The 26,591-nt window shown below is 42.2% G+C and carries 14 protein-coding genes; 5 read left to right on the top strand and 9 right to left on the bottom strand.

The features are described 5' to 3' along the window. Nucleotides 1–112 precede the first annotated feature (112 nt). The 5 genes from ACYQ2C_RS09320 to ACYQ2C_RS09300 form a co-directional block, all read right to left on the bottom strand. Nucleotides 113–3,040 carry a ribonucleoside-diphosphate reductase subunit alpha gene (locus ACYQ2C_RS09320; protein WP_460101816.1) on the bottom strand — a complete coding sequence of 976 codons (2,928 nt, stop codon included), beginning with the start codon at nt 3,038–3,040 and terminating at the stop codon, nt 113–115. A gap of 784 nt (nt 3,041–3,824) precedes the next feature. After that, nucleotides 3,825–4,880, bottom strand: a complete 1,056-nt coding sequence (locus ACYQ2C_RS09315) for an ABC transporter ATP-binding protein (protein ID WP_460048449.1) — start codon at nt 4,878–4,880, stop codon at nt 3,825–3,827. A gap of 245 nt (nt 4,881–5,125) precedes the next feature. After that, nucleotides 5,126–5,482 (bottom strand): hypothetical protein, encoded by a 357-nt coding sequence (locus ACYQ2C_RS09310; RefSeq protein ID WP_460101819.1) that lies wholly within the window; start codon nt 5,480–5,482, stop codon nt 5,126–5,128. Nucleotides 5,483–5,596: 114 nt separating this feature from the next. Then, the gene (gene argF / locus ACYQ2C_RS09305; protein ID WP_460101821.1) at nt 5,597–6,499 is read right to left on the bottom strand and encodes an ornithine carbamoyltransferase; all 903 of its coding nucleotides are present in this window, start codon (nt 6,497–6,499) and stop codon (nt 5,597–5,599) included. Between the two features lie 245 nt (nt 6,500–6,744). Then, nucleotides 6,745–7,914 (bottom strand): acetylornithine/succinylornithine family transaminase, encoded by a 1,170-nt coding sequence (locus ACYQ2C_RS09300; RefSeq protein WP_460101823.1) that lies wholly within the window; start codon nt 7,912–7,914, stop codon nt 6,745–6,747. 552 nt (nt 7,915–8,466) lie between these two features. Here ACYQ2C_RS09300 and grxD point away from each other — a divergent pair. Together grxD and ACYQ2C_RS09290 are read left to right on the top strand one after the other, a co-directional pair. Beyond that, complete coding sequence (gene grxD / locus ACYQ2C_RS09295) at nt 8,467–8,793, top strand: Grx4 family monothiol glutaredoxin (RefSeq protein WP_460048444.1); 327 nt, start codon at nt 8,467–8,469, stop codon at nt 8,791–8,793. 465 nt (nt 8,794–9,258) lie between these two features. After that, nucleotides 9,259–10,248: a sterol desaturase family protein gene (locus ACYQ2C_RS09290; protein WP_460101825.1), complete on the top strand. Its 990-nt coding sequence runs from the start codon at nt 9,259–9,261 to the stop codon at nt 10,246–10,248. A 243-nt stretch (nt 10,249–10,491) separates the two neighbouring features. On the opposite strand, the gene ACYQ2C_RS09285 is transcribed toward ACYQ2C_RS09290, so the two are convergent. The 4 genes from ACYQ2C_RS09285 to ACYQ2C_RS09270 all read right to left on the bottom strand — a co-directional run bounded on the left by ACYQ2C_RS09285 (nt 10,492) and on the right by ACYQ2C_RS09270 (nt 18,786). Further along, nucleotides 10,492–11,835: an alginate export family protein gene (locus ACYQ2C_RS09285; protein ID WP_460101827.1), complete on the bottom strand. Its 1,344-nt coding sequence runs from the start codon at nt 11,833–11,835 to the stop codon at nt 10,492–10,494. A gap of 2,445 nt (nt 11,836–14,280) precedes the next feature. Further along, the gene (locus ACYQ2C_RS09280) at nt 14,281–15,345 is read right to left on the bottom strand and encodes an imelysin family protein (protein ID WP_460101829.1); all 1,065 of its coding nucleotides are present in this window, start codon (nt 15,343–15,345) and stop codon (nt 14,281–14,283) included. A gap of 305 nt (nt 15,346–15,650) precedes the next feature. Further along, nucleotides 15,651–17,087, bottom strand: a complete 1,437-nt coding sequence (locus ACYQ2C_RS09275) for a di-heme oxidoreductase family protein (RefSeq protein ID WP_460101831.1) — start codon at nt 17,085–17,087, stop codon at nt 15,651–15,653. Between the two features lie 451 nt (nt 17,088–17,538). Further along, on the bottom strand, nt 17,539–18,786 hold the full coding sequence (locus tag ACYQ2C_RS09270; RefSeq protein ID WP_460101833.1) for an imelysin family protein: 1,248 nt from the start codon (nt 18,784–18,786) through the stop codon (nt 17,539–17,541). A gap of 1,526 nt (nt 18,787–20,312) precedes the next feature. On the opposite strand from ACYQ2C_RS09270, the gene ACYQ2C_RS09265 reads away from it, so the two are divergent. The 3 genes from ACYQ2C_RS09265 (at nt 20,313) to ACYQ2C_RS09255 (ending at nt 26,047) form a co-directional block, all read left to right on the top strand. Then, entirely contained in the window at nt 20,313–21,032 is a 720-nt protein-coding gene (locus ACYQ2C_RS09265; RefSeq protein WP_460048434.1) for a response regulator transcription factor, read from the top strand. Nucleotides 21,033–22,089: 1,057 nt separating this feature from the next. Next, nucleotides 22,090–23,460: a FecR family protein gene (locus ACYQ2C_RS09260; RefSeq protein ID WP_460048433.1), complete on the top strand. Its 1,371-nt coding sequence runs from the start codon at nt 22,090–22,092 to the stop codon at nt 23,458–23,460. Beyond that, entirely contained in the window at nt 23,450–26,047 is a 2,598-nt protein-coding gene (locus tag ACYQ2C_RS09255) for a CHASE2 domain-containing protein (RefSeq protein ID WP_460101835.1), read from the top strand. Before ACYQ2C_RS09260 ends, ACYQ2C_RS09255 begins: the two co-directional genes overlap by 11 nt. The last annotated feature ends 544 nt before the right edge of the window (nt 26,048–26,591 follow it).

The following is a 26,591-nucleotide window of genomic DNA, read 5'->3' as shown; positions in this document are numbered from 1 at the left end:
AAAACTGAGTTGATAAGTTATGGTTTCAGCGGTCTATATTTTTAAAATTATTTGCGTAAAAAAACCGGCACTAGGCCGGTTTATTATTTTCTGCGTTTTTATCCATTAAAACTTATTGGCAAGCTTCGCAATCTGGGTCGTCCAGTGAGCAGGCTTTGGGTACTTCTGCAGCCTGTGGTTCTTGCACGGGCTGGCTTGGTGAGGCGCTGGCGCCCGCCGGTGCTGTGCCCGAAGATACGGCGTTTAGGCTGCCGGTATTGACGGTAGATTTCTCGGTGGTGGTTGCCGCTAACGCACGTAGGTAGTAGGTGGTTTTTAGGCCACGGTACCAAGCCATGCGGTAGGTGATGTCGAGTTTTTTACCGCTAGCACCGGCAATGTATAGGTTCAAGCTTTGGGCTTGGTCGATCCATTTTTGGCGACGGCTGGCGGAATCTACTAACCAGCGTGGTTCTACTTCAAAGGCGTTGCGATACAGCGCTTTTAAGTCTTCTGGAATACGGTCAATGGCTTGAACAGAGCCTTCGTAGTATTTCAGGTCATTAACCATGACGGTATCCCACAGACCGCGTTCTTTTAGGTCGCGAACAAGGTAGGGGTTAACCACGGTGAATTCGCCAGAAAGGTTCGATTTCACGTACAGGTTTTGGTAAGTCGGCTCAATGGATTGCGACACTCCGGTAATGTTGGCGATGGTTGCTGTCGGAGCAATGGCCATTACGTTGGAGTTGCGCATACCTTGGGTTTTTACGGTTTCGCGTAAGGTGTCCCAATCTAAGGTGGTGCTGGTATCGACTTCAATAAATTGTTCTCCACGGGCGGCAATCAATTTTTGAATAGAGTCGATTGGCAAAATGCCTTGGCTCCACAATGAACCGTCGAAGGTGGAGTAGGTGCCACGTTCGGTTGCCAATTGGCTGGAGGCTTCAATGGCGTAATAGCTGATGGCTTCCATGCTGTTATCGGCAAATTCAACGGCTTCATCCGAGGCGTAAGACAAACGCATTTTATAAAGCGCATCTTGGAAGCCCATAACACCTAAACCTACTGGGCGGTGTTTGAAGTTGCTGTTTTGCGCGCTGTCTACCGAGTAGTAGTTAATATCGATTACGTTATCGAGCATGCGCACCGCGGTTTTTACAGTGGCTTTGAGTTTTTCGATATCGAGTTTGCCATCAACAATGTGTTGCGCAAGGTTCACAGAACCTAGGTTACACACGGCGATTTCTTCGTCGGCTTTTGTGTTTAGCGTAATTTCGGTACACAAGTTCGATGAGTGAACCACACCAACGTGTTGCTGCGGGCTGCGCAGGTTACATGGGTCTTTAAAGGTGATCCATGGGTGGCCGGTTTCGAACAACATGCCCAGCATTTTGCGCCATAAATCGAGCGCGCGAACGGTTTTGCTGAGCTTGATTTCACCGGCTTGTGCTTTGGTTTCGTATGCGCAATAGGCGGTTTCGAAGGCTTCGCCGTACAGGTCGTGCAAGTCAGGCACGTCATGTGGCGAGAACAGCGTCCATTCTTTGTCTTCGAAGACGCGCTTCATAAACAAATCGGGCACCCAGTTGGCGGTGTTCATGTCGTGGGTACGACGGCGATCGTCACCGGTGTTTTTGCGCAGTTCGAGGAATTCTTCTACGTCTAAGTGCCAAGTTTCTAGGTAGGCACACACAGCACCTTTACGCTTACCACCTTGGTTAACGGCAACGGCGGTGTCGTTAGCGACTTTTAAGAAAGGCACAACACCTTGTGATTTACCGTTGGTGCCTTTGATGTAGGCGCCAAGCGAACGAACGGGCGTCCAGTCGTTACCCAAGCCACCGGCAAACTTTGACAACATGGCGTTATCGCGAATAGCACCGTAAATGCCGTGCAGATCATCGGGAACGGTGGTCAGGTAGCAAGACGATAACTGCGGACGCAAAGTCCCTGAGTTAAACAGTGTTGGTGTTGAACTCATGTAATCGAACGAGCTGAGGAGTTGATAGAACTCAATGGCACGTTCGTTTTTGTTTTCTTCTTCAATGGCAAGACCCATAGCCACACGCATAAAGAATACCTGGGGTAGTTCAATGCGCACGCCATCGCTGTGAATAAAGTAGCGATCGTAGAGGGTTTGCAGACCAAGATAGGTGAATTGGTCGTCGCGGTTGTGATCGAGCGCTTGACCCAGTTTTTCTAGGTCGAAATCCAATAATTTGGGATTAAGCAACTCAAGCTCAATACCGGCTTTAATGTAAGCAGGCAGCGCTTGGGCGTACAAACCTTCCATTTCGTGATGGGTTGCTTGTTGCGCGATTTTCAAGAACGAAAGCGCTTCGGCGCGAAGTTTGTCTAACAACAAACGCGCGGTTACAAAGCTGTAGTTGGGCTCGTTTTCGACCAACGTACGGGCGGTAATAACCAAAGATGTGTTGACGTCTTCAAGGCTAACACCGCTGTAAAGATTGCGCATGGCACCTTTAAGAATGTCTTCCGGGTTTACTTCAGCAAGACCAGCACAGGCTTCTTCTACCAATGTGCGCACACGCACCATGTTGAGCGCCTGTTCGCTACCGTCTGGCATAACCACCATGATGGTGCCGTAAACGGCATCGGGTTGTGGCTCAGAGGTGGTAGCAGCTTTAGCCGCACGAAGACGTGCGTGTTCTTCACGATAAAGTACGTATGAACGGGCGATTTTGTGTTCACCGGCGCGCATTAACATTAGTTCTACTTGGTCTTGAATGTCTTCAATGTGCATGGTGCCACCAGAAGGCATACGTCGAGCAAAGGTCGCTGCAATTTGCGCCGTTAGTGATTTAACGGTTTCGCGAATGCGCGATGACGCCGCAGCGGTGCCACCTTCGACCGCTAAAAACGCCTTGGTCATGGCAACCGAGATTTTACTCTCATCAAAGGGTACTACCGTGCCATTGCGCTTGATTACGCGCATTTGCCCGGGTGCGGTAGCACTTACGTGGCTGGCTCGTTTTTCGGTGGGTGTAGGGGTTTTTGACGAGGTTTTATCGGTTCGGACTTCCGACTCGGTTCGCATGTATGTCTCCGTAGACTGTGTAGCTATTACTGCTTGTGGCTGTAGCTGAGGTATAGATTGAATATTTGTCGACAAGCAAATGGAACGAGCAACTCTTGTGCGGTTACCTAGTTCTGCTTGTTATTGCCAATGCTGTTAAAAACATTGTTAAACGATTTCTACGTATTGAAACTCAACATCTGCGAGTTTTATTTGTATGAATCTAGTCGAGTGCAAGGATGGCGTCATTTTTCTCACATTCAAACATCGTAAGCCGTAACAGAAAATCCCTAACAACCGTAAGCCTTTTGCTTACCTAAAAATTCAAAAGCCCTGATCTCAGAGGTATCAAGGCTTTTGGGTGATTCATATGTTGGGTTGCCTATTATGTGGCGTTTTTGCGTGTTCGATCTGTAGTTTTTGCCTTAGAACCGGTGCAAATTCGGCACCTTTTGCGGTTATTTTCTGCGACTCTGTGTGTTAACAACATCTTGAAAGGAAACCCAACATATAGGGGTTTCGAATTGGCTTTGATACAAGATAATGCGCTTTTGAGCTTTCTGCAAGTTGTGTGACTTGGTGGTTTTTTGTTGATAAGGTGTGGATAAATCAAAAAGTTAGTAATTGCTAACCATGTTTCGATTGATATAACTCTAATTCGTCAAAAACTACTAAAAAATCTGGTTTTATACTTTTTTACACTTAACAGGAGCAATTTTTAGAAGATGTTAACTGTTAGCCAATCTGACAGGTTTTTAATTGGTCAACCTACTCAAAAAAACGGTTAATCAAACAGGAATACAGTTTATTTGGGGAAACCAATGAGGTGTTGCAAATTCAATGAAAGTGGAATTTGCTGGCCAATGGCATAGTCGAGGTGACTTGGAAAACTGGCGAGTAATTTTGAGCCTGAGCCTAAATGCAAGGTGTACAAAGTCGATGTTCCGGCAAAAACCTTACCTGAAACTTGGCCTGCAATTTCGCTGTGTTCGTCAAAAATAACATCATCGGGGCGAACCAAGAGATCAACTTCCCCGGAGTGAGGCCAATCATTCACTCCATTTTTGGCAATTAAGCCAAGTTCAGTTTCAATGTGATGCTCACGTAGCCTACCCGACAAAAACACGCCTTGGCCGATAAAGCTCGCCACAAAACGACTGTTGGGTTGATGATAAAGATTGTAGGGCGAATCCCACTGGTGCAGCTTTCCGCCGTACATCACACCAATGACATCCGAAAACGCAAAGGCTTCTTCTTGGTCGTGGGTTACCATAATCGCAGTAATTTGCTGTTGCTTGAGAATGTTCCGTACCTCAAGCGCAAGTGTTCTGCGCAGTTCGACATCTAGGTTTGAGAAGGGCTCATCAAGTAGTAGCAATGATGGTTTTGCGGCCAGTGCGCGGGCCAATGCCACACGCTGTTGTTGACCACCGGACAACTCATGGGGAAATCGTTCGGCCAATTGTTGCAGCTGAACCAGCGCGAGCATTTCTTCACAGGTCGCCATCTGTTGAGCTTTGGGCTGTTTATGCAGGCCAAAAATAATGTTGTCTTTTACCGATAGGTGCGGGAAGAGCGCGTAGTCTTGGAACACTAAACCGATTTTGCGGTGCTCCGGCGCTAAGGTGGTTAGGGCGCTTGATAGCATCTGTTGTGATAAGCGAATTTCGCCGGCGTGGAGGTTATGAAATCCAGCAATGGCACGCAGTACTGTAGTTTTACCGCAGCCGCTTGGGCCTAATAAACAGGCGATTTCGCCTTCGTTTAGTGTCAGGTCGAGGTTTTCAACCACTTGTGTGTCTGAGGTTTTGCCTTGCGCTGGGTATTGGCAGGCGATGGACTTTAATTCTAAAAAACTCATCAGACAAAAGGCCTTCTAATCGAAATTCCAGACATGGCAGGATACTTCAAAGTCATGTTGCTATCATCCACCTTTTCTTGCTTTTACCTATTATCAAGCTTTGAGCCAGTTATTTGATTTACAACGATAATCTTTGGTCTTGCCTAACCAATGTATCCGTCTTTGACGGTTGCTGATGAGGATTATTAAAAAGCTATGGTTAAAAGGCCGTATTTTAAAGGAAGTGATTGTTAAAAACTTGATCGTTAAAAAACCATGGCATGGTCGACCAAATAACGGCCATTGATGTTGACCAAGACAATCTCGGCCACGTATTCACCTTGAGCTTTGGAGCAAAACTGTTTCCAGATAACAGCAGCAGAGTTGGGCCTTCTTAGTATTGCCAAAGGTTCGCGATGTAACCATTGGCCCTTCTCTGATTGATACTTGGTGCAAACTCTAAGCAGGTGTTCTGGCGTCACTATGGCTTTGGCTCGCTCGGTAAAATCGCGAACGTGTTTTGGGTGGTCAATGTCGGTGGAGGCTTGCATAAGATTATCCATAATTGGATTAGCGATATCCCAAAGCTCCTGTTCGCTTTTCTCCATAAAGTTAACGGACATTTGGGCCTCCAGTTTTGTATGTTTTTAAAAGTTGTGTAAAAGAAAAAGGCCTGCATTGCAGACCTTTTTTAAGTTTGTTTACCGTTAAGCCTTTACCTGCGGTTAATAGCCTTTTTACGCTTGATAAACGAGGTATTCCATTAGGGCTTTTTGCGAGTGAAGGCGGTTTTCTGCCTCATCCCAGACGACTGAGCTTTTGGCATCTAGCATGGTTTCGCTGATCTCCATACCGCGATAAGCAGGCAAACAATGCATAAACAGTGCGTCATCGTTGGCGAAAGTCATTAACTCTTCAGTAACTTTGTAGCTCGCAAAAATTTGCTGACGTTTACGCTTTTCTTCTTCTTGTCCCATAGAGGCCCAAGTATCGGTAACAACCAACGATGCGCCTTTTACCGCTTCGATAGGATCGCGCACAATATCAACGCGATCGCTGTTTTCAAGCAACATAGAGCGTGTTGGCTCGTAGCCTTCGGGACAGGCGATTTTAAGATGAAAGTCCCAAATTCTGGCCGCATTGATGTACGACTGGCACATATTGTTGCCGTCACCAACCCAAGTTACGGTCTTGCCTTGAATGCTGCCTCTGTGTTCGCGAAAGGTCTGCATATCGGCAAGTAGCTGACATGGGTGGAAATCATCGGTCAAGGCGTTAATTACCGGTACTGACGAGTTGCGAGCAAAGGCTTCTAGCATGGCATGGTTAAAGGTTCGAACCATAATGATGTCGACCATGCTAGAGATCACGCGCGCGGTATCTTCAACCGGCTCACCACGACCCATTTGGGTATCGTTAGACGATAGAAATATCGCATGACCGCCCAACTGCGCCATACCAGCTTCAAAAGATACGCGGGTACGGGTCGAAGACTTTTCAAAAATCATCCCCAACACTTTGCGTTTTAGTGTTTTTTTGCTGGTACCGGCTTTGTGTTGTGCTTTGAGTTCAATGCCTCGGTCGATAATCGAGTTCAGTTCGTCAGTGGTTAAATCACTAAGCTGTAGAAAATGTTTCATAGTTACATCCCGGGTCTAGGCAGGCTTCCCTGCTGATGCTTAAGCTAAGATTTCTACCCGGCGGTACGCCTTTTAACGTTGCAATGGTGTTCGCAGCGAAATAAAGGGTTTTATCCAGTACGGATTATTGTCTGGATTCATGGCTTGCCAGTCGGTCTACTGGCTCAACTCTTCAATGGCAGAATTCAGCGCCTAAGCAATTTCTAAAGGCCTGTTGTTCAAAACAGGCCGTCTAATGGATTGAGTTACAGTGCTTTAATAATCTCAGCAAGAATTGAGACAGTTTGCTCAGCTTGGTCAAAGGTTGTCACCAGTGGCGGTAGTAATCGGATCACACTGCCGGAGGTTACGTTTACGATCAAACCCTTGTCTTTTGCTTGGGCAACAATGGTTGATGCCGGTTGACTCAATTCAATGCCAATCAATAAACCTTTGCCCCGAATTTCTTTCACCTGGCTTAGGCCGCTGAGCTCTTCGTTGAAGCGTTGTAAATAGAATTCACCCAGTTTTTCGGCATGGGCGAGCAAATCATCTTCAACAATGTGTTGAACAACGCGATCGGCAACGTGGGTACAAAACGGATTGCCGCCAAAGGTTGAGCCATGATTACCTGGTTGAAACACCTCAGCCGCTTTACCCTTAGCCAAACATGCGCCAATAGGTAAACCGTTGCCCAAACCTTTCGCCGTAGTTACAACATCAGGGGTTATGCCGTTCCACTGGTAGCTAAAAAAGAGACCGGTGCGGCCATTCCCGGTTTGAATTTCGTCCAAAATCAATAACAAATCGTGCTCATCACACAGACTTCTCAATTCATTGAGATAGTTATCTGCCGGAATATTAATGCCACCTTCGCCCTGAATAGGCTCAACCATAACGGCAACAACGCGTGGGTTGCATTTGATGATGGTTTTTAGGGTGGCAACGTCGTTGTAGGGCGCGTGAATAAAGCCCGATAAAAACGGCGCAAATCCGTCTTTGACCTTACTGTTACCGGTAGCCGTTAGCGTGGCCATGGTTCGACCATGAAAGCTGCCGTTAAAAGTGACGATAATTGGGTCTAGAACGCCTTTTTTGTTGGCGTACTTGCGCGCGATTTTAATAGCGGCTTCGTTAGCTTCTGCACCTGAGTTCGAAAAGAACACCTTGTCCATACCGGAAATTTCGCGCAAGCGTCGACCAAGCCGTTCCTGTGGTTCAATTTGAAACAGGTTAGAAATGTGTAGCAATGTGTTGGCTTGTTCGGTGATGGCTTCAGTGACGCCTGGGTGTTTGTGGCCGAGACCGCAAACTGCAATTCCACTGAGCGCATCGAGATATTGGTTACCTTCGTCGTCCCAAAGATAGCAGCCGTCGCCTTTTACGAGCTTGGCAATTCTTGGGCCGTAGGTATCCATTAACGCGCTTTGATCCATGGCGGTATTTTTGAACCTCAGATTAAGATTAGTATTTGACCCAATTGGGTCGTAGTTGCCGTTTTACATGCGATTGTTTGCACGAAAACGGCATTTTCCTCGCTTAAATCGCGAAAAACTGGCAATACTAGACGATTAAGAGCGCTTGGCAAAGCTCGACCTATGTCTAGAAACACATTTTCGTCATTCTTGTCGCGAAATCATTGAGATTACTCATCTAAGATGTCGATTTCGTGGCATACCGTGCCATATTCATCGACAAAATTTCATGTTCGGTAAAGGTAAACTGAAAACAAAGCTTAGCATTCAAGACAAGGCACTCCTTTATTGTTGGTAGGGTTTCCAAGATCAGTCACATTTTTGTGATGAATAAGGCAGTTATTGAACTTGAAAGGCGTAATTGCAGGCTAAAAATCTCGATCTAACGTATTCAACCTCAACAACACGGATCTTGCTTGGCTTTGCGAGAGACTGATGTGTAGAATGCCGAACTAAGAGTCATTGCAAGTGACAACACTAATCATTTGATACCTCTACAGAGGAGAAGCTATCGTGGATATTATGGAGACCATTAAGTCTCAGATCGAAGAGAATCCAATTATTCTTTACATGAAAGGCTCACCAAGCGCGCCGCAGTGCGGTTTCTCAATGCGTGCTTCGCAAGCTTTGATGGAGTGCGGACAACGTTTTGCTTATGTCGATATTCTGAGCAATCCTGAAATTCGTACCAATCTTCCAACCTATGCTAACTGGCCAACCTTCCCACAGCTATGGGTTAAAGGTGAGCTTATTGGCGGCTGTGACATCATCACCGAGATGCATGAAAAAGGTGAGTTGAAATCATTGGTTGATGAGGCTGCTCCTCAAGCTGCTGAATAAAATCGACCCGTTTGTAGATTTACGCCTGAGCCATAATTTTTAAAATTCTGTTTTTATAGGAAACTGTGTTTTTATAGGAAATTCTGATTAGTCCAGAGCTTCCAGTAACGCAAGGACGTGTTGTCAATTTCAAGAACGGTAAGTGACTGAAGTTGTGAAGAAATTGGAAATCGTATTTGCAATTTCTGTCCTCTGATGAATTCATGGATGAGTTAATCAGAGGTTCCTATAGAATTATGGCTTGGTGTTTAAATGAGTAGGTTTTTCGTGGTTCACTTGAATATAAACTCTTTAATTGAACCTATTATTCGTTAGAGCAAATCTTTCGTTGTTAACATTGAGTCAGTCTCGTGCCGCTAAGCACGTCGATGGTTACCTCAACAACATCAATCTTTAGCCTCTGTGTTATCGTTAATTCAATCTATCGTATTTTGAATTAACCACATCAACTAGGGTTTATTGAGCATGCTTGAATCCTTAAAAATAGGATTGCTCAGTCCTTTTCAATCAATTGCAGATTCCGGCAGTCGAGTATTTTGGCTATTTTTACTGGCCAATGTGGTTATTGCTGTTGTTTTTCTGGCACTTCGTTTTCGTCAATTTCAAAAAGAACCCATCGCTAATCAAGAGTTTTCTTTTGGTCGGTATTTTGTGGGCTTCTTTTCTGCGGCACACTGGCGCACTAAATCCAGTCTTGTTGATGTAAGTTATTGGCTAGCCAACAGCGTTATTAAATACACGGCATTAATGCCGGTAGTATTTTCTTATGCAACCGGAACCCTTTGGGTTGATGATCATTTAAGAGCTTGGTTTGTTTCGCCTGGCTGGCAGATAGCGCCTGGATTTTTAGCGCTTTTATATACGCTGATATTTTTTATTATCGATGATTTAAGCCGATTTTTATTGCACCGGGCTTTGCATTTGTCGCCGATGTTATGGCGATTTCACAAGGTTCATCACAGTGCTACTAATTTAACACCCATTACTTTGTATCGTGTACATCCGGTCGAAATGATGTTGTATTTTTTCCGTGCTTTGTTGGTTTATGTTGTTATTACCGGCGTTTTTTTATTTTTGTTTTCAGGCAAGCTAACGGGTGTAACTCTATTAGGCAGTAATGCTTGTATTGTTATTTTTAACTTATTAGGCGCGAACTTGCGTCACAGTCATATTCCGTTGGGATTCGGTTTTTTCGAAAAATGGTTTATCAGCCCGTTGCAACATCAGGTTCATCATTCTAGTGAGCCTGAGCATTTTGATAAAAACTTTGGATCTGTTTTGGCAATATGGGATCGATTTTTTAACAGTTGGTATTCAAGCCAGAATATCTCGAAAACCAAAGCCCTATCGTTTGGCTTAGATGAAAACTCGCCATTGTTAACGGTGGAGTCTGATTTTATTTCTTCTCCACAGGCTAACGATTTTCCCCTGCAAAACGCCTATAAATCCGAATAAATTGTGATATTTAGCATATTCCTGATCGGCTTAGGTTTTTTTTGAGCTGTTTCTACGCTTGAGCGTTTCACCGATTTTTAGGCAAGATTTCCCACTTTAATACAGCATTTTTTAGAGCCTGCGGTGATGGTAGCGACGGTCATTTGGGGGAGGTTGGATACTTAAACAGCTCGGATTTCTCCGAGCTGAAAGAGCGGGTTAGGGATTTACCCACTGGGAGCGGAATAACTGTATGCCTTAGTCTTAAAAGACGTAGGTTACCGCAGCATAAACAAAGGTAGAGTCGTTTTTATCGTTGTTTTCCAATACGTCACCGGCGTTTAAGTAGGCACCGGTTAAATCAACCTTGATCTTTTTGCTGATAGAAGTCCATTGCCAGCGTGCTTCTAGCTGAGTACCAATATAGGTATCGGAGTTGTCGGCACTGGCAGGAATTCGCGCACCAGAGAATGCATCGGTTTCTTCAGCAAGCCAGAAACCACGTAAGCCCACCAAAACTTTGGTTTGTGAGGTTGGCTTTAGGTTAAGCTTGACTCCAGGAGTACTGATGTTGCTTCTGATGAACGGGCCAAACACGGCTGTTGGGCCGTAATCAAAACGACGTGAACCAAACAAAGTATCGAAACGCTCACTGTCTAGATCGTTAGGATCTTCATCACCACTGGCGTAGTCGTAAACAAATGAGATTTTCGGTGAGTACTTAGCATCAAAGCTATAGCCGGTTTCTAAATGCGCAAAATACGCTTGTTGATCGAGATCGGTGGTAGAGCTTGATGAGCTGCGAGTATCGCCCCATTGATACGTAAATTCAGCGTCGTAATACCATTCGCTGGTTTTGGCATTGGTCCACCAGTGCGTACCAACCGTGGTTAGGTCACGATTGTTGGTCGCTTGGTTGATGTCGTCATCTTCTTTTAGATCGAATAAGTACCATTCGTTGTTGATCTTGGTATTTTTAGGCGATAAATAAACACCCCAAAAATCTACTTCTTCCAACGCTTGGTCGGTTTTAGGATCGTTATCTAACGGATCACCATCAATTCGGCGTTGGGTTGGGTTGGTGTAGAAAGCTCTGAATGCTAATTTAGAATTACTGTAGTGCCAGTCGATACCGTTGTAACTGTTGATGGTGTTACGTGTGCCATTTCGAGAAACAAAACGACGAGTACCGATATCCATTGTAAAGCGACCGACGCGAACATAACTTTTGATGTCTTTATCGGCATCGGCGAATAAATCAATTTTCGCGTAAAGCTGCAAAACGTCCAATGGGTTGATTGTGCTGGTGCTTAGCGGTGAGCCTTCGTCGGCAATATTAAACAACTCGCGGGCGTCGATAAGCTCGCCAACAAGATTCACTTTACCGAGATCTGCATCGGCTTTTAGCAAGGTGCGTAGGAATAAGCCTTGGTCACTACCATCGGTACCGACACGAAACTGCTCATCGAGATGCTCAAATCTCAACCGAGATTCGCCTGAAATTTTTAACCACTCTGGTGTAATGGATTGCTCGGCTTGAGCATTAAAACCCATAGAGCATGCGATAATTGAAGATAATAAAAGTGAAGGTTTGAGATGTCGTTTCATAAGGGTTTCTTAATTATAAATTCGAATTTTCATATTTACGTTGCGGGTTAGGAGTATTTTAATTAAAAAACAATTTTAATTAAATCGTTGACACGGTTATGTCGTTAATTCGTTAACTTTATGGGCTTCGTTGAAAATAATACGCTTTTGGGTATGAGTTATTAGGCGCCTAACAAACTCTGTATGCAGTATTCATTGTGTCGTTTCTGTAAGCCCTTATCACGATCAAGGCTGTTAAGGTTATATAGGGGCCTCTGATCAAATCATGGTGTAGTTAACCGGAGGTTTCTATGGCTTTTTTATCGATTAACTAACAACTGTCCTTAACTACATTTTGCATAAATCCAACAATGTCTAATTCTAATATTACGTTTGATGTGTCGTTACATCGATTTTTTAAATGTTGTCTCTTTAGATAATTTTTTAAACCAAGTTGATCCTATTTAACAGCGTGTTTTCCCATTTGTTTGTTTACAACAGATCATTAAACGTTGACGTTAGCGTGTTTTTATCAAGAAGACCTGTTCTTGGTCATCAACTTTTAATTACTCAACATCTAGGTGAAGTTCGGCTGAGTTAATTCGGCCAGCAAATAAGTGCTCACTCTTTTTGAAATTACTTTTTCATCATTCTCAAAGATAAGGTAAAAATATTCCATAACAATAAACCTTGATTCTTACCGGGTATTATTGGCAGGCAAGTGCTTTCAAATGAACCACAGCCAACTTTTATCGCGCATAGATTTTTAGCATGATTGCTGGTTCCTATAGAAAACCATGAGGTACTCAGGGATTCCTATGAAAATATAAATTAATGAACTTGGTTTACCTTTTTAGATGTCTGATTTATAAATCACACTATCAATATAGAGTTTTCTTAGACAGAGGTGGGTGTCATCAATTTCAAGAACGATGAATAATTGAAATTGCAACGTAATTGAAAGTCATGTTATTAATTTTTGTGCGTTGATTTAATTCGGGCGGAGTTATTCAGAAGTTTTGCTAAATAAAGCACGATTGCGTGATTTATTTAGTTATCTTTTTAAATCTCGAAAGGGTGTCCTAGTGAATTCGTCTTGGATTTAGTCATAGGGTAGGTATTGATCGTGACATTCTAGGTTTCTTTTTCTTGTGAATTAAGGGTGCTTTATTACTCTGATATTCCAAATAAGCGCCTTTAGATTTATGGTTAATTCGTCCTCAATTTTTGGAAAGATTTATCGACATCAATTTTTTCTATAGTTACGCCTGATAGAAAAAAGGTTTCACGGTGATAGTTTTTTGTTTGCGGTCATGGCTCAATATGAGCAGCTTGAGCTGCTTTTGAGTGGTGGGCAAAAATTTTAAATGCATTTTGAGTGTGCTTAATGTTCAGACGGAGATTTATTTGATTATAAGCGCATGTTCCTTGGCGGATGTTCTCTGTGCAGATTTTGAGGGTAATTTATGTTTCTTTGTTGATAAAAATAGGCAGTTTTTAAAAGATACAATTTTTAAGATGGCGTGGCTATTTTTTAAATTAAGAGTTTTTGTGAAATGCAATAGAAGTTTGCAATTAGTATTCTATGAGCGTTATTTAAATTATTTAAAGTGAGCGTTTTATTAGTTCGATAAATACAAATAAAATTTATTTTTACCCTAAAAGTTATAAGTAAAAAAGCGTTAAGAAATTAAAATTTAAGTCTATTTATTCCCCCCAATAATTTTTTTTCCTGCCATTTAATCGGCGATTTTTTCCTCTTTATTGATTAAATAAATGTACTGGTATGAATAAATTTTTATTTGACGAGATTGTTTTGTTGTTTTGTTGATCGAAGTGGTGAAATTAGTACGAAATTGATCCATTATAAGTATAACTATTTAATTTATTTATAAGTGTGTTGAGCTGGTTGATCGATTAAATCAATTTAACCGGTGAGATCAACGAACTTCATAAAACTACGTTATTCTCTGGACGCTGCAAAAGTGAAAGAACCTAATCGATTTGATTATGACCGATGGGCAGTAGCTTATGGCAACGTTTTTAGCGTTGTTTTATGAATAAATCTTAATCTGACTACTTAGGATTTATTGGGTGTCTTGGGGTGTTTTAATTCGTGACTGAATTAAAATTCAGCACTCATAACCTACTGTTTCATTTTTGAGTAAATCATTATGAGATTAACAAGGATAATATCACTCATCTCGTCGTGACTTTTAAACTCTGCATGTTGACGGATTCAACGATGCAGAGTTCTAAAGGCGACTCCCACCGACTGATCGCACAGATCTTAGGGTTAAATGTATCGACAAAGGGCATTTTAGGGGGTCGCTGATTAAGCAGCGTAATTTCCATTTTTTCACAATTTCAATCATTGCCGTTCTTGAAATTGGTGACTCATCCTTGTGTCGCGCGAAGTTTTACAATAAATCAGAGTTTTCGTTAAATAAATTCTGTGGACGAACTTTAATCGCCATCGTTATCGTTGAATCCAATCGGCAGTTCTAGGTTGGTAACTACCTTATTTTTTATGAGCGTTTTAACGGCATTAACTCTTTGCTGGATTTGTTTAAGCTCTTCGGCTTGTTCGGATAGATGTTCGGCAAGTGGCTTATCAAGATTGTGAGTGAGGTTAATCGCTTCTTCTAACCCTAACGCAATTTCCTGTGATAATTGCGGCATGCCTTTTTCAGACAAGTAGTTTTTGAGCCCACCGTTATTAAATAAATTCAATACTGCTGATAAGCTCGCTTGAATATTTTCTGCGGAATGCTTTGATCGCCAAGATTCTAAAAAGTAAAAATTCGCCTGTGTATAGTTGTTTGTACTACCAATAGGTGAGCCAATTTTTTGATTGGCAACTTCTTCAAGAGTCAATAACACGCTGTCAAATATGTTTCCAATTGAGGTATCGGCATTCCACGTTTCACTGCCATCCCCAATAAAACTTGGTTCGTATGATGTCCAAGAGCTTTCAATTTTTACGGCATTTGTTTGGATATTTTGCGCTACAAGTTTTGTCAGTTGGCAGTGTTTTGTTCGCAGTTCTGGCTGATTCGAGAGTTCTGAAAAGCGCTCGTCATACAATAGATATTCCAAGGCGCTGATGCCTTGTGTTACAACACTTGCACCCTGTAGGTTTTCTTCGGTGATTTCTTGTTTGAATAACCCCAATGTTTTTGACGCCACAAGGTTTTTCTTGTCTGGCCAAAATTGAAGTTTCCAATCAATACGTTCGTCAGTCACTGGGCCGAAATGAATCGCTTTTGCTGCTTGCCAAGCGTTCATTGTGTTTTGCCACTGTGCTTGAATATCTGCTTGTTGTTGCTCAGAAATACCTGTGTCGCAGGTCCAATTTTCTGTGGATTTTGCGAGACTTTCGGTTTGAAGCGTAAATTCGTGATAAGTGGGTTTGATAAATTGATTGTTCATTGAATTTATCAGTACCTGATCAGGATTGACCGCTGTATCGCTACAGGCGACGAGAGCAATTACTGAAGACGCGATAAAAATTCGATTGAGTTGCTTCATAGTGTTTCAGAGTCAATAAGGGTAATTCATTAAATTCTCGGCGGAATCATTTTTGGTAGAGCCATTTTTGGTAGAGTCTCTGTTGGAAGAGCCACTATCGAATTTCTCTAGAAAAATTCGTACCGCCGTTAGGTTTTGAGTTGCGCTTAACTACAGGAAACTCTGATTAACCTAGAGTTTCTCGCGACACAAGGATGTGTCGCCAATTTCAAGAACGGTAAGTGATTGAAATTGTGAAGAAATTGGAAATCACATTTTCAATTTCTGCCCTCTGATTAAATCAAGGATGAGTTAATCAGAGGCTCCTACAAACTGTTTAAAAACGCTAATAACTGTTTTCTTTCGTTGGCCGGTAAGTTCACAAAAGCCTGCTGGCTAGTTTGAGCTTCGCCGCCGTGCCAAACGATGGCTTCGGTGAGATTTCTGGCTCTACCGTCGTGGAGGAAACCAAACTCACTGTTTACCGTGCTGGTTAAGCCAATTCCCCACAGTGGAGCTGTTCGCCATTCAGTGCCACTAGCATTAAATTCACTGCGATGGTCGGCCAGACCTTCTCCCATGTCATGCAACAACAAATCGGTAAAAGGGTAAATAGTTTGGTTACTAAGCCAAGGCATATCGGGTACTTCTGGGGTTTGCCAGGATACCTTGTGACAATCGGCGCAGCCGATGGTTTGGAATATTTCAGCGCCCGCGGTTATCGTGGCTTCGTCGTTAATTCTTCGCAAAGGAACAGCAAGATTGGCGGTGTAGAAGGTTACTCGATCTAAGATTTTATCGCTGACTTCCGGTGACCCACCGTTAATCGCCGATGTGCAGTCGGTTTGAAATTGTGTGCAGTCGTCGTGAGCAACAATTGAGCTGGTTAAACCCATGTCGCCGGAAAACGCAGATGCATTTTGCTGTTTCAGATTGGGTTGTCCGGCTTTCCAGCCGAATCGTCCTAAATCTTGGGATTGCGTCGCTAAATTCCAAACGGTGTTTGCTTTACCTGAGATACCATCTTTGTCTAGGTCATCTGGATCGGCGTTTGCCAGAATTTGTTCATTCGATAAAGCTGCGAGATAACCCAAACCAATCATCGCTGGTGCAATACGAACAGACGTTTGTAGGTTGTCGAGAGGCGCGTCGTAAATGGTGTTTTCGATAACAGCTATGGGTTTTCTGAGTTCAACTTTTTCATCGCCCGATAATGTCTGCGTTTGATATTGGTATTTAAAACTCAGTTTTGCTTCGGGCTCTAATCCTGGAATCGCCATGTCTTGTAACTGTTCACCAAGAATCGGATGAGTAAGCACCGAGTGTTTTGGATCAGATGATGGGCCAATACTTAATCGAACCAAGAGTGATACGTGATTATCGTCATCACTAGCCGGTAAATGGCCGCGACCGTCTTTAATATGGCAATTTTGGCAGGCATTGGTATTAAAGTAAGGACCTAAGCCATCCCGCGCGGTTGTTGAGGAAGGTGCGGTAACCCAAGGATTTCTGAAAAAGCTGTTGCCGACGCTGAAATTGAGCCGCTCGGTAAGCGGCATACTAGCGGATGGTAATGAGAATGCATTGGTGGTGGTGTTTGCCACGGCATTGGCGCCGCCAATATTTTCTGGAATTTCAACGATGACACGTTGTTTTGTTGATTGTTGATTGTCTTGAGGTGAAAAAATATCGCATGCCGAAACAATCGTCATTACAGCAATGCTAACACCTAGGGTAGTTGTGCGACGGATTACGCTGCTCATGTTCTTGCCTTGATTTGTTCATCTGCAAATTCAGATTGTTCGCTATTTTACAGATTTTCCGTTGATGCGAATCAATATCATATGAAAGAAATTCTAAATAATAAATTTATTCTTTCTGGGTTGCTACACGGCTGCATAGATTTCTAGATTTGTGCCACTGGTCCGTAGTGAAGCGCGCTGCTTTGGTGTACCTGCGATTTTGCTACAGGAGCCTCTGATTAACGCACGAATGAATCAATAAGAGCGCAAAAATCAAAAATGTGATTTACAATTTCTTAATAATTTCAATGGCTTATTGTTGTTTGGCGTCAAGGAGCATCCTTTCTCCTCTGGAAGCTCTGTTTGAGTTTTTGGTATACGTTAAATCGAGTGGATTGCGATGGGGTTACCGAATTTCGCCTAATTCACAAGCACAACCTTTATGCTTATCAATTAGGCGATTCGGAGAAGATTATTCAGCGGCTAAATCGGGGTTTAAATTATCAATACCAAGCGTCGCTGCTACCTGTTCAATTAAGGCTGTCTCTTGTGCTAAAGACGCAATGGCGTTATTGATTAAGGCCACACCGCGATCGTTGCCTTCGGCAATCATTTGATCAAACTTCATCGGTGATGTTTTATCTTCCGCCGCGTTAACCATGGCTTGAAACTTCGCTTGAGTATCGGCGAGTTGATGTTGCATCTTTTGGGCGAGGTCTGGATTTTTCTGGGCGACAAGTTCCGCAAGCGAATCTGTAGAAAAGAGCTGTCCGGTCGAACGTTGATATTCGCCAGTGTAAACATTCACGATGGCTTTTGCGTTGTCGAAGTAACCGTTGTGCGTATTGTCGCTGAAGCAATCGTTCTCATCTTCAGGCGAGTTGGCCTCAAGGGCAACACGCATTCGGTCACCAGCTAATTCGCCAAACGCCAAAGATCCCATGCCGAACAGAATTCGTGACAAAGCTTCATTGGTGGATAAACTCACAAATGCGGCTCTGTAATTATCTTGTTTGGGCGCCCATTGCGCTTCTAAATAAGCGATGTCAGAGACCAAAAGTTTTGTCGCTGCTAAAAGATAATCACGTCGGCGATCACAATTGCCATTGGTACAGGCGTCACCAATAATAAAGTCGGTGTAAGGCCGCTCGCCCGCACCCAATTCAGTGCCGTATAAATCTTGACCCCACAGCAAAAACTCTATGGCGTGATAGCCGGTTGCAACATTCGCCTCAGAGCCGCCAAACTCGTTTAATTGCTCAAGAAGTTCCGGAGATAACACCGATAGATCGTATTCTTTGGCACCTAACGTTAATGACTTCGAAGCAATGATGTTGGCCGTAGCGCCCGAATTACCTAGCTCGCCAAGATACGAGTCATCGACGTAATCAATAAATCCTTCGTCCAACGGCCAAGAATTTAGACGCAGGTCTTTCTCATCGACAATGGAATGTCCAAATCGAAAGGCTTCAGATTGTTGGTACGGACGTCTGGCTGCGATCCATGCTTTTTGGGCAGCGACTAATTTGTCATGGGATGGATCTGCTAAAAAAGTCTCGATGGAATTCTGTAATTGTTGGGCCGTTAAGAGAGTGTCTTCATAAATAGTATGGGCAAGATCGGCATAACCATTCACAACATCTTTTTCTGTAACTGCCTCTGTGGCAGCGGAAACGCTAACTAAAGAGATAAGACTCAAGCCTACTAACATATTTCTCATAACAGTCCTCAAATAGAGCTTGGATCCGTCTATTTCCAAAAACTCGGTAAAATCTATTGGCTAATTTTTTACGAAAATTCAGACACGATAATAAAGTTAGTAATAATTATTATCAAATAGAAGCGTTACTACTGGGAGTTTTACCAGCTAATTGGCTGATTTTTAGTGTAAAAAGTAAACGATCGTAAAATTGATTTTCGATTGCTGGAGTGTCTGTGGAATAAAAGACACAATAGTCCAAACCAAAGTGATTAAAAAGATTGTTCGTGCATTTTCTTGACCTAAAACAGGGCAAATAGATGCATCAATTGTTTAGAAGGGTTAATTTCGACCGAGTGTATTCGTAATTGGTTCAATATTGAAATATATAGACTGGCTTTTTATGAATAAAAATAATTACAAATTATGCATATCACTGAGTCGACAAAACGTATATGTATCTTAAGAAAATTACGCTAACAATATTGGGTCTATTTAAAGGGACTGTTTGCCATATTTTGTAAAAATACCCATTGTGAGTGTTTGAGAGTTTATGAAATAGAGCGAGTTTGTAATTAACAATAAATCTTATTCAAATAAATGAAATTGCCTAAGACTACTTTATTTATTGAATTAGCTACGGATGTGTATTTTTGAACAGACATTTTTGACAAGCAATTTTACGGTGGAAAGTGCGTAAATTGCTTAAGTTTGTTCCGGTGGCTTGATTGATCTGAATAATCAAGTTTGCGTATTTATGAATTAACGATATTGAGAATAACCTGCCAATCTATCAAAAGTTAAAAACATTGTTCACGGAATACTATTTTTTGATTGCGTTTTAAGTTTATTCTTAATGCAAACAAATGGACGGTAACAATGAGTGTAACCTTATCAAATTGAATTGTATGGATCAAAGAGAGTTGTATGGTATTTAGTAACAAAGTTACTGATTTGACTGTCTCGAATGTCGTTTGGTTCTGTGTTAGTGAAGTTTATTTTCAAATGTAAGTTTTCATTATTAGAGCAGCTTTTATCGCATCGCTAAAGCCATGCAAGTAGGGCTTTAATTGCATCGACCATGATTGAATTTTATCGAGACTGTATTTTTTTAAATCTTGAAATTACATCGTGTTAAACAGAGTAAAAAATTACAGGTAGTTATTCTGTTTTAGCTGGTCTCAGATATCAATGACAATAATTGTTAAAAATATAACGCTAAGAAGCCGTTATTTTTAGGTACGGAATTTAGTATTTGTTGATCATTTGTTGAAATATGCCGTCGCTCAAGATGTGGTAAAAGTCGCATTATTTTGAGTAATTGAATGTAAGAGTGTTATCGGCAAAATTCGATGCGCACCGTATTGAAATATAATTTTAACTAATATTCAAATTAATATAAAAAAATATCTTCTAAGTAGTTAGTGTTTTAAAAAGTAGTGCTTCTTTAATCATATGTTGTGTGGCAGTGGTATAGAATTATTGACTAATCAACTTTCACTAGCAATTTGCAATGTAATAAAAATTACAAGTTTAGAGTTATTGATATGACAGATACGGACAGGTCCGAAGGGAATAACCTGAAAATTGGATTGTTAGAAGACGATGTTGCTCAGGCGGAGTTGCTTAAGCAATGGTTGTCGAATGATGGATATCAGGTTTTTCATGCCGATAGAGTGAGCAGCTTTATTGAATTAATGGAAAATCAACCATTAGATATGGCAATTTTAGACTGGCAATTGCCTGATGCAACCGGGCTTGATGCATTGCGATGGATTCGTGAGCATCAGTCATTGGAGTTGCCTGTTATTTTTTCTACCCAACGTGACAGTGAAGACGACGTTGTTGAAGCTTTGAAGGCCGGAGCTGACGATTATTTGATTAAACCGCCTCGCCAAGGCGAGATGTTAGCTCGTGTTGCGGCAATTAGCCGACGTGCAGGTCTGAAAACCGATGATCATTTTATTCGTCTGGCGCACGTCACGATTGATACGCGTAACAAACAAGTTTTTGTGGATGATCAAGAAGTAAAAATGACTCGCAAAGATTATCAATTGGCCGTGTGTGTCATCCGTAATCAAGGTAAGTTACTGTCGAGAGAGTTTTTGTTAAAAGAGGTTTGGGGAGTTGATGCAAATCTCAATACGCGTACCGTGGATATGCACATCAGTCGTATGCGCAGGAACTTGAAAATAGAACCTTCTTGCGGCTTTTGTATAAAAACTGTTTATCAACACGGATATCGATTAGAAAAAGTAGAGGCATAGTGCCTCTACTTTGATACGTAATTTATCGTTAGTTTTTTTAACCGCAGTTTTTCAATGGCAGTGTTTGTTGGCTGGTTTTTATTGGCTAGTTTTTATTGATATTTCATAGCACTTTAATTTCCGTAGTTTTTGTAAGGAAAAGAGTTGGGTTAGCTAAAATTTTTTGATTGAAATTACTCCTTTCCGCATGTGTGTTTACACACAATTCTTATTTTCAAACAGATAGTTATCAATTCCCCAGCGTGCTTATCATAATGTAATGAATTTTTTGCTTAACGATTTTAAAAATCGTAGATTTAACGACGTTTTTATCAGATTTTTGCTTAAACGTTGATATTTTAAATCGAGAAAATACGGTCATTAAAGTCTGTGGTGCAATGTTTAAGGTGTTATTTCTTATAGGGTGAAAACATACAAAGAGGCTGGGTCATTGAGTGCCGTATTTTAAGTGTTTAGTCTTCAAGCTAGGGTGATAGTGGGTTGGTCTGCGGTCGGCGGGAAATTTCTGGTGGACTCCTCCAGAACTTAATCAAAGGGCAGAAATAGTCGGTGCGATACTCAATTTCTTCACAATTTCAATCACTTGCCTTTCTTGAAATGGGTGGTCTATCCATCTGTCACAGATAACTCTAGGTTAATTAGCATTGCCTGTTCTGAATCAAGGGACACAAATTGCAAGTGTCATCTAATATCGCTGTGTAATTTCAGTGACTTATTTTGTAGTTAAATACCTATTTCGAAATATCTAGGTTTGTCGCTGCTCATAAACTGTTAGAATGGCAGTTGCTTATGAGCTGAATATTTTTATTGTGAATACAGATGTATTGGTCATTTAAATAACGCTCTGTCGTTGTAAAGACCAGAAGTTGGAGAGGGTAGAGGTCGTTAGTGGTTGTGTTTAAAACTCCGCTTTTGAATAAATTTGCGGGAGGGTTACGCAAAGATTCTGGGCTGTCTTCTTATTATATCTTGCGGCTAATACGTGCGAACCAGTGCGAATCTATAAAAATAATTGCTTCACGTTAGGGAGTTAAATTTGATAATGCGGAATGTATTTTTGACCAGCATTTTAACGTTGGCTTTTGTGTCAATGTCGGCTAAAGCTGAAAAAGATTGGTTATACAGCGTAAGACCGGGGGATAACCTTTGGAATTTGTGCGCTCAATACACCACCCGTGCAGATTGTTGGTTGAAACTGGGTAATTACAACTCCGTCATCTATCCCCGGCAGCTCCCTCCCGGTCTAATTATTCGCTTTCCAATCTCGTGGCTGAAGGATGTTCCCAAAACAACTACGTTAAGTTATTACTCTGGTGAGGTTTGGAGCTACACCGATGACCCCAATGATCTATCGATTATCGAATTGGGTGAAAAGTTGGCTTTGGGAACAACGGTTATTACTGGGGAAAATAGCTATGCAACCTTGCGTTTTGATGACGGTACTTTGCTGCAAATAGAGCCAAACAGTAAGCTTTTGATCGAGTCTCAATCAGGATATTCTCCAACTGACTCGTATCGATCAGAAATCTTTTTAAATTCGGGTGCTGTTAAAACTCGCGTTCCTGAAAGACAACCGAAAAGCCGCTTTCAAATTCGTACACCTTCGGCGATTGCCGCGGTAAGAGGTACGGAATATCGATTGGTATCAAGATCTGCCGATTCTGATCAAGAAGATAAAAATATTTCCATTACTGAAGTGACTGAAGGTGTTGTTGCGGTGAGTGCCAACACTTCTGAGGTTGATGTCAAAAAAGGTTTTTCCGTTAAAACCGAACAAGGTAAGGCTCCGTCTGCGCCCAAGCCCTTATTAGTTGCGCCGTCTTGGCATGAGTTGGTAAAAACCGTACAAACTGTGCCTGTGAGCTTGGCATGGGTTGATGTTGCCGATGCTACTGCCTACAAGTTAGATGTCTTAAAAGATAATGACCAAGGTGAGGTTATTGAGAGTATTGAGCTTGCTGGTGTGCAGTACACTGATGCGGCTCTTGCATATTCCGAAGGCTGTTTTCGATTTCAGTTGAAGGCTATTGATCAAGAAGGAATTCAGGGGCTGCCGCAAAATATTCGTGTGTGTTTAACAGAGAAGGTTGATGCACCGGTGGTTGCTCGCGCAAAATCAGTGGCAAAACCCGAAAACGATATTGTTCTTCAATGGCAGGGCTCTGAGCAAGCGCAGAGCTACATTGTTGAGGTTTCTCGCACGGCAGATTTTATCGAGGTTACCGAATCCTATGTGGTGACTGAGCCAAATTTAATGCTTACCTGGCACAGTGATTATGATCAGGGTTTTTATTATCGTATTAAAGCGGTTTCCGGTGATGGCATTAACAGCGAATTTTCGCAGACCGGCCAATTGGTCATTGACCGCCTACCAGGAAAAGCATTAACGGCGTGGTCTGTTTTTTGGGTTTTAATTCTTGCGCTTTAAACCTTCCAATATTCTGCTAGAACGCCTGCTCTTTGCAGGCGCTATGTCATTTTTTGCCATAGTGATCTCAATATGGCGATGGGGTTATTCCGTCGATCAAGCCATCTACGATGCGCTCATAACTACATTTCCTGTGCAGCCCGATCCAGAATTACTCATTGTCGCTATTGATGAACGGAGTTTGCTGGAGTTAGGTCGATGGCCTTGGCCGAGGCGCGCCCACGCTCAACTGGTGGATCGCCTTCACGAGGCCGGTGCTAAGGCAATTGCCTTTGATGTTGTCTTTCCCGAGAGCGATCAATTTGACGTTGGTGGTGATGCTGCTTTTGCCGAATCTATAAAAAGAATGGGTAAGGTAGCGTTATCTGTACATATGGAACAAACCTATTTGGGTGGTCAAGTATTGGAGATTCTTCCGACTCCCGAATTAGCTTCCGCAACCGAATATTTGGGGCATGTGCATGTTGAATACGATGTTGACGGCGTTTGTCGGGCTGTTTTTTTAAAAGAGGGCTTAGGCCAAGCCTATTGGCCGCATTTAATGCAAGTACTGTTAAATATGGTTGAAGAATCCGACGGTGGCTCATTGCCAGGGTTGACTGGCGGTTCCGGGAGCTCTTCCTCTTTTATTATTGAAAGAGATTTTTATAATTTAATTCCGTTATCTGGGCCGCCACCGGCCATTGAAACGGTATCGTTTACGGATGTCATTCAAGGACGTGTGCCGGCTCGAAATTTAAAAGATAAGATTATTATTGTGGGTGCAACCGCAAGAGGGTTGGGCGATATCGTTGCTACGTCATACGGAACTATGGACGGTGTTGAGTTTAATGCTAACGTATTTAACAGTCTGCGATCACGTACCACAATTACACCGGTGTCTGCGGGTATTCATTGGTTTTTGTCGGGTCTAAGTGTTTTTTTATTGATTGTCTTAGCGGCTAAGTCGACACCGCGACAGTATTTAATCTTAACGGTTTTTTATGTTGTTGGTTTCTTAGGGGTAATTTGTACGGCCATTTTTACGGTGCGAATTTGGTTTGCACCACTGAGTGTTATTATTCCTCTATTATTGTTTTATCCCTTGTGGAGTTGGCGACGATTAGAGCAGGCAATTGGTTTTTTACGACGTGAATTGATCCGAGTTCAAACTGAGAAAACACCTATCCATAAAACGCAACGACCTCTAACACAGCGTCTTCAATTTGTTGCGAGTATTGTTGGTATCCAACAGTGGCACATCGAATCACCGGAGTCTGATGTCTCGACAACAACTAACGGAGAAGACATCGCTGGCGATGACACTTATGATGGCGATCGTCACGTTAAACCCATTATCGTTTCTGAAGGTAATACTTTTCATAAAGTAAGAGTTTCGTGGCAAGAACCATCAACTCTTGAGCGTCACAAGGCCGCTTTATGGCGAAGTGCCATTGATCATAATTCCAACTTTTTAGCATCTAAAAGTCCTAAGCCTGCCGAGTTAGTTACTGCAACAATTTCGAGTTTGAGAGAGGCTACCCATCAATCCGAGGTAAATAGGTTATTTACCAATCGGTGCTTAGATCTGTTACAAGATGCCATTGTGGTGGCGAATATTTATGGCGATTTAATTTTCCAAAATCATCTGGCGTCTTCGTTGTTTTCAAACATAGTGGGTGAGTCGTCAACGATCCTAGATTTACTTAAGCCGCTAAAAATTGATCAGCCCTGGTTGGAGTTGATTCGCAAATCTGTTTTGAATGGAGAGGTCATTTCGGTAGAAGCCTCTTTTGTTGATACCGAGCGCGAGTTTTTTTGCCAATTGTCTGCAATGTCTTGGCAAAGTGATCAGATCGATACGCTACTATTCACCTTCACAGACATTACCGCCATCAAAGAAAACGAGAAAGCTCGTAATGAGGCGTTACACTTTTTATCCCATGATTTGCGATCTCCAGTCGTTTCTATCTTGGCGCTTATACAGCAATATCGAAATTCGCTAAGCAGCCAAAACCCAAGCGGTGTTAAGTCAGTAGACAGTCTATTGGATGACATTCAAGCCTATGCCGAAAAAAATCTCGCTTTTGCTGAAAGCTTTTTGCAGCTAGCACGAGCCGAAATTAGCAGTGATGCCAATTTTAACTTGTGTGACCTCCATGCGGTAATTGATAACGCTACCTTAATGATTCGTCATTTTGCCCAAAGTAAACAGATCAAAATATCCGTGGAGCGAACCATGGATGATCTATGGGTGTGGGGTGATGGCGAGTTATTGGAAAGGCTTTTGATTAACCTGTTGAGTAATGCCATTAAATACAGCCCGGAGAATTCAAACGTTGTCTTAAGGGTGTCGATAGCCCGTGACCAAGTGTTTGTAAAAGTTATTGACGAAGGAATTGGTATAAAACAGGATGAGTTAGAAAATGTCTTCAAAAAATTTCGCCGGGCTTCTAATACAAACACGGTTATTGGCGCTGGCTTAGGTTTACATTTTGTTGATATTGTCGCAAAAAAACACGGTGGGCATGTTAGCGTTACCAGCGAAATAAATCGCGGTAGTACATTCACGGTAGCGCTGCCTCTCTATCAAGACGAATTAGAATAATTGCTTGTTTGGTTATTCACTTTAAGCGTATCTCTGTCTGACCAATCCCGAAAGTGCTTCAATTTTTAGCAAAGATAAAATCTGGTCTCCCGCAGTTTTTGGCTAACCTTCCGGAGTGCTTGATAGAATCGCTGACAATTAGATTCGTTCAGAAATTGAAAATGCGATTTCCTCTTAGATTACTGATTCAACCATCTGGTGCAGTTGGCAATCTGCTTTTATGTCTCTAGAATTTTTAGGCGAAGAGAAGTTCTTTCAAATCCCATTAAGGGAACCTCTGATTAACTCATCCATGATTTAATCAGAGGACAGAAATTGAAAATGCGATTTCCAATTTCTTCACAATTTCAATCACTTACAGTTCTTGAAATTGGCGACACATCCTTGTGTCGCGAGAAACTCTGGTTAATCAGAGTTTCCTAAGATTTATTGCTCCGAAACTTGTAAGTTATTGTAAATATTTCAAGCAAATTAAGGGCGCAATCTAAAATTCGATAATTTGATGTGGATATTTCTTGATATGTTTTAATTTTTTACGGTGTTT

Source organism: Sessilibacter sp. MAH3 (assembly GCF_054658275.1).
The sequence above is the reverse complement of the archived record's forward strand: the minus strand, read 5'-3'. Positions and strand labels throughout refer to the sequence as shown.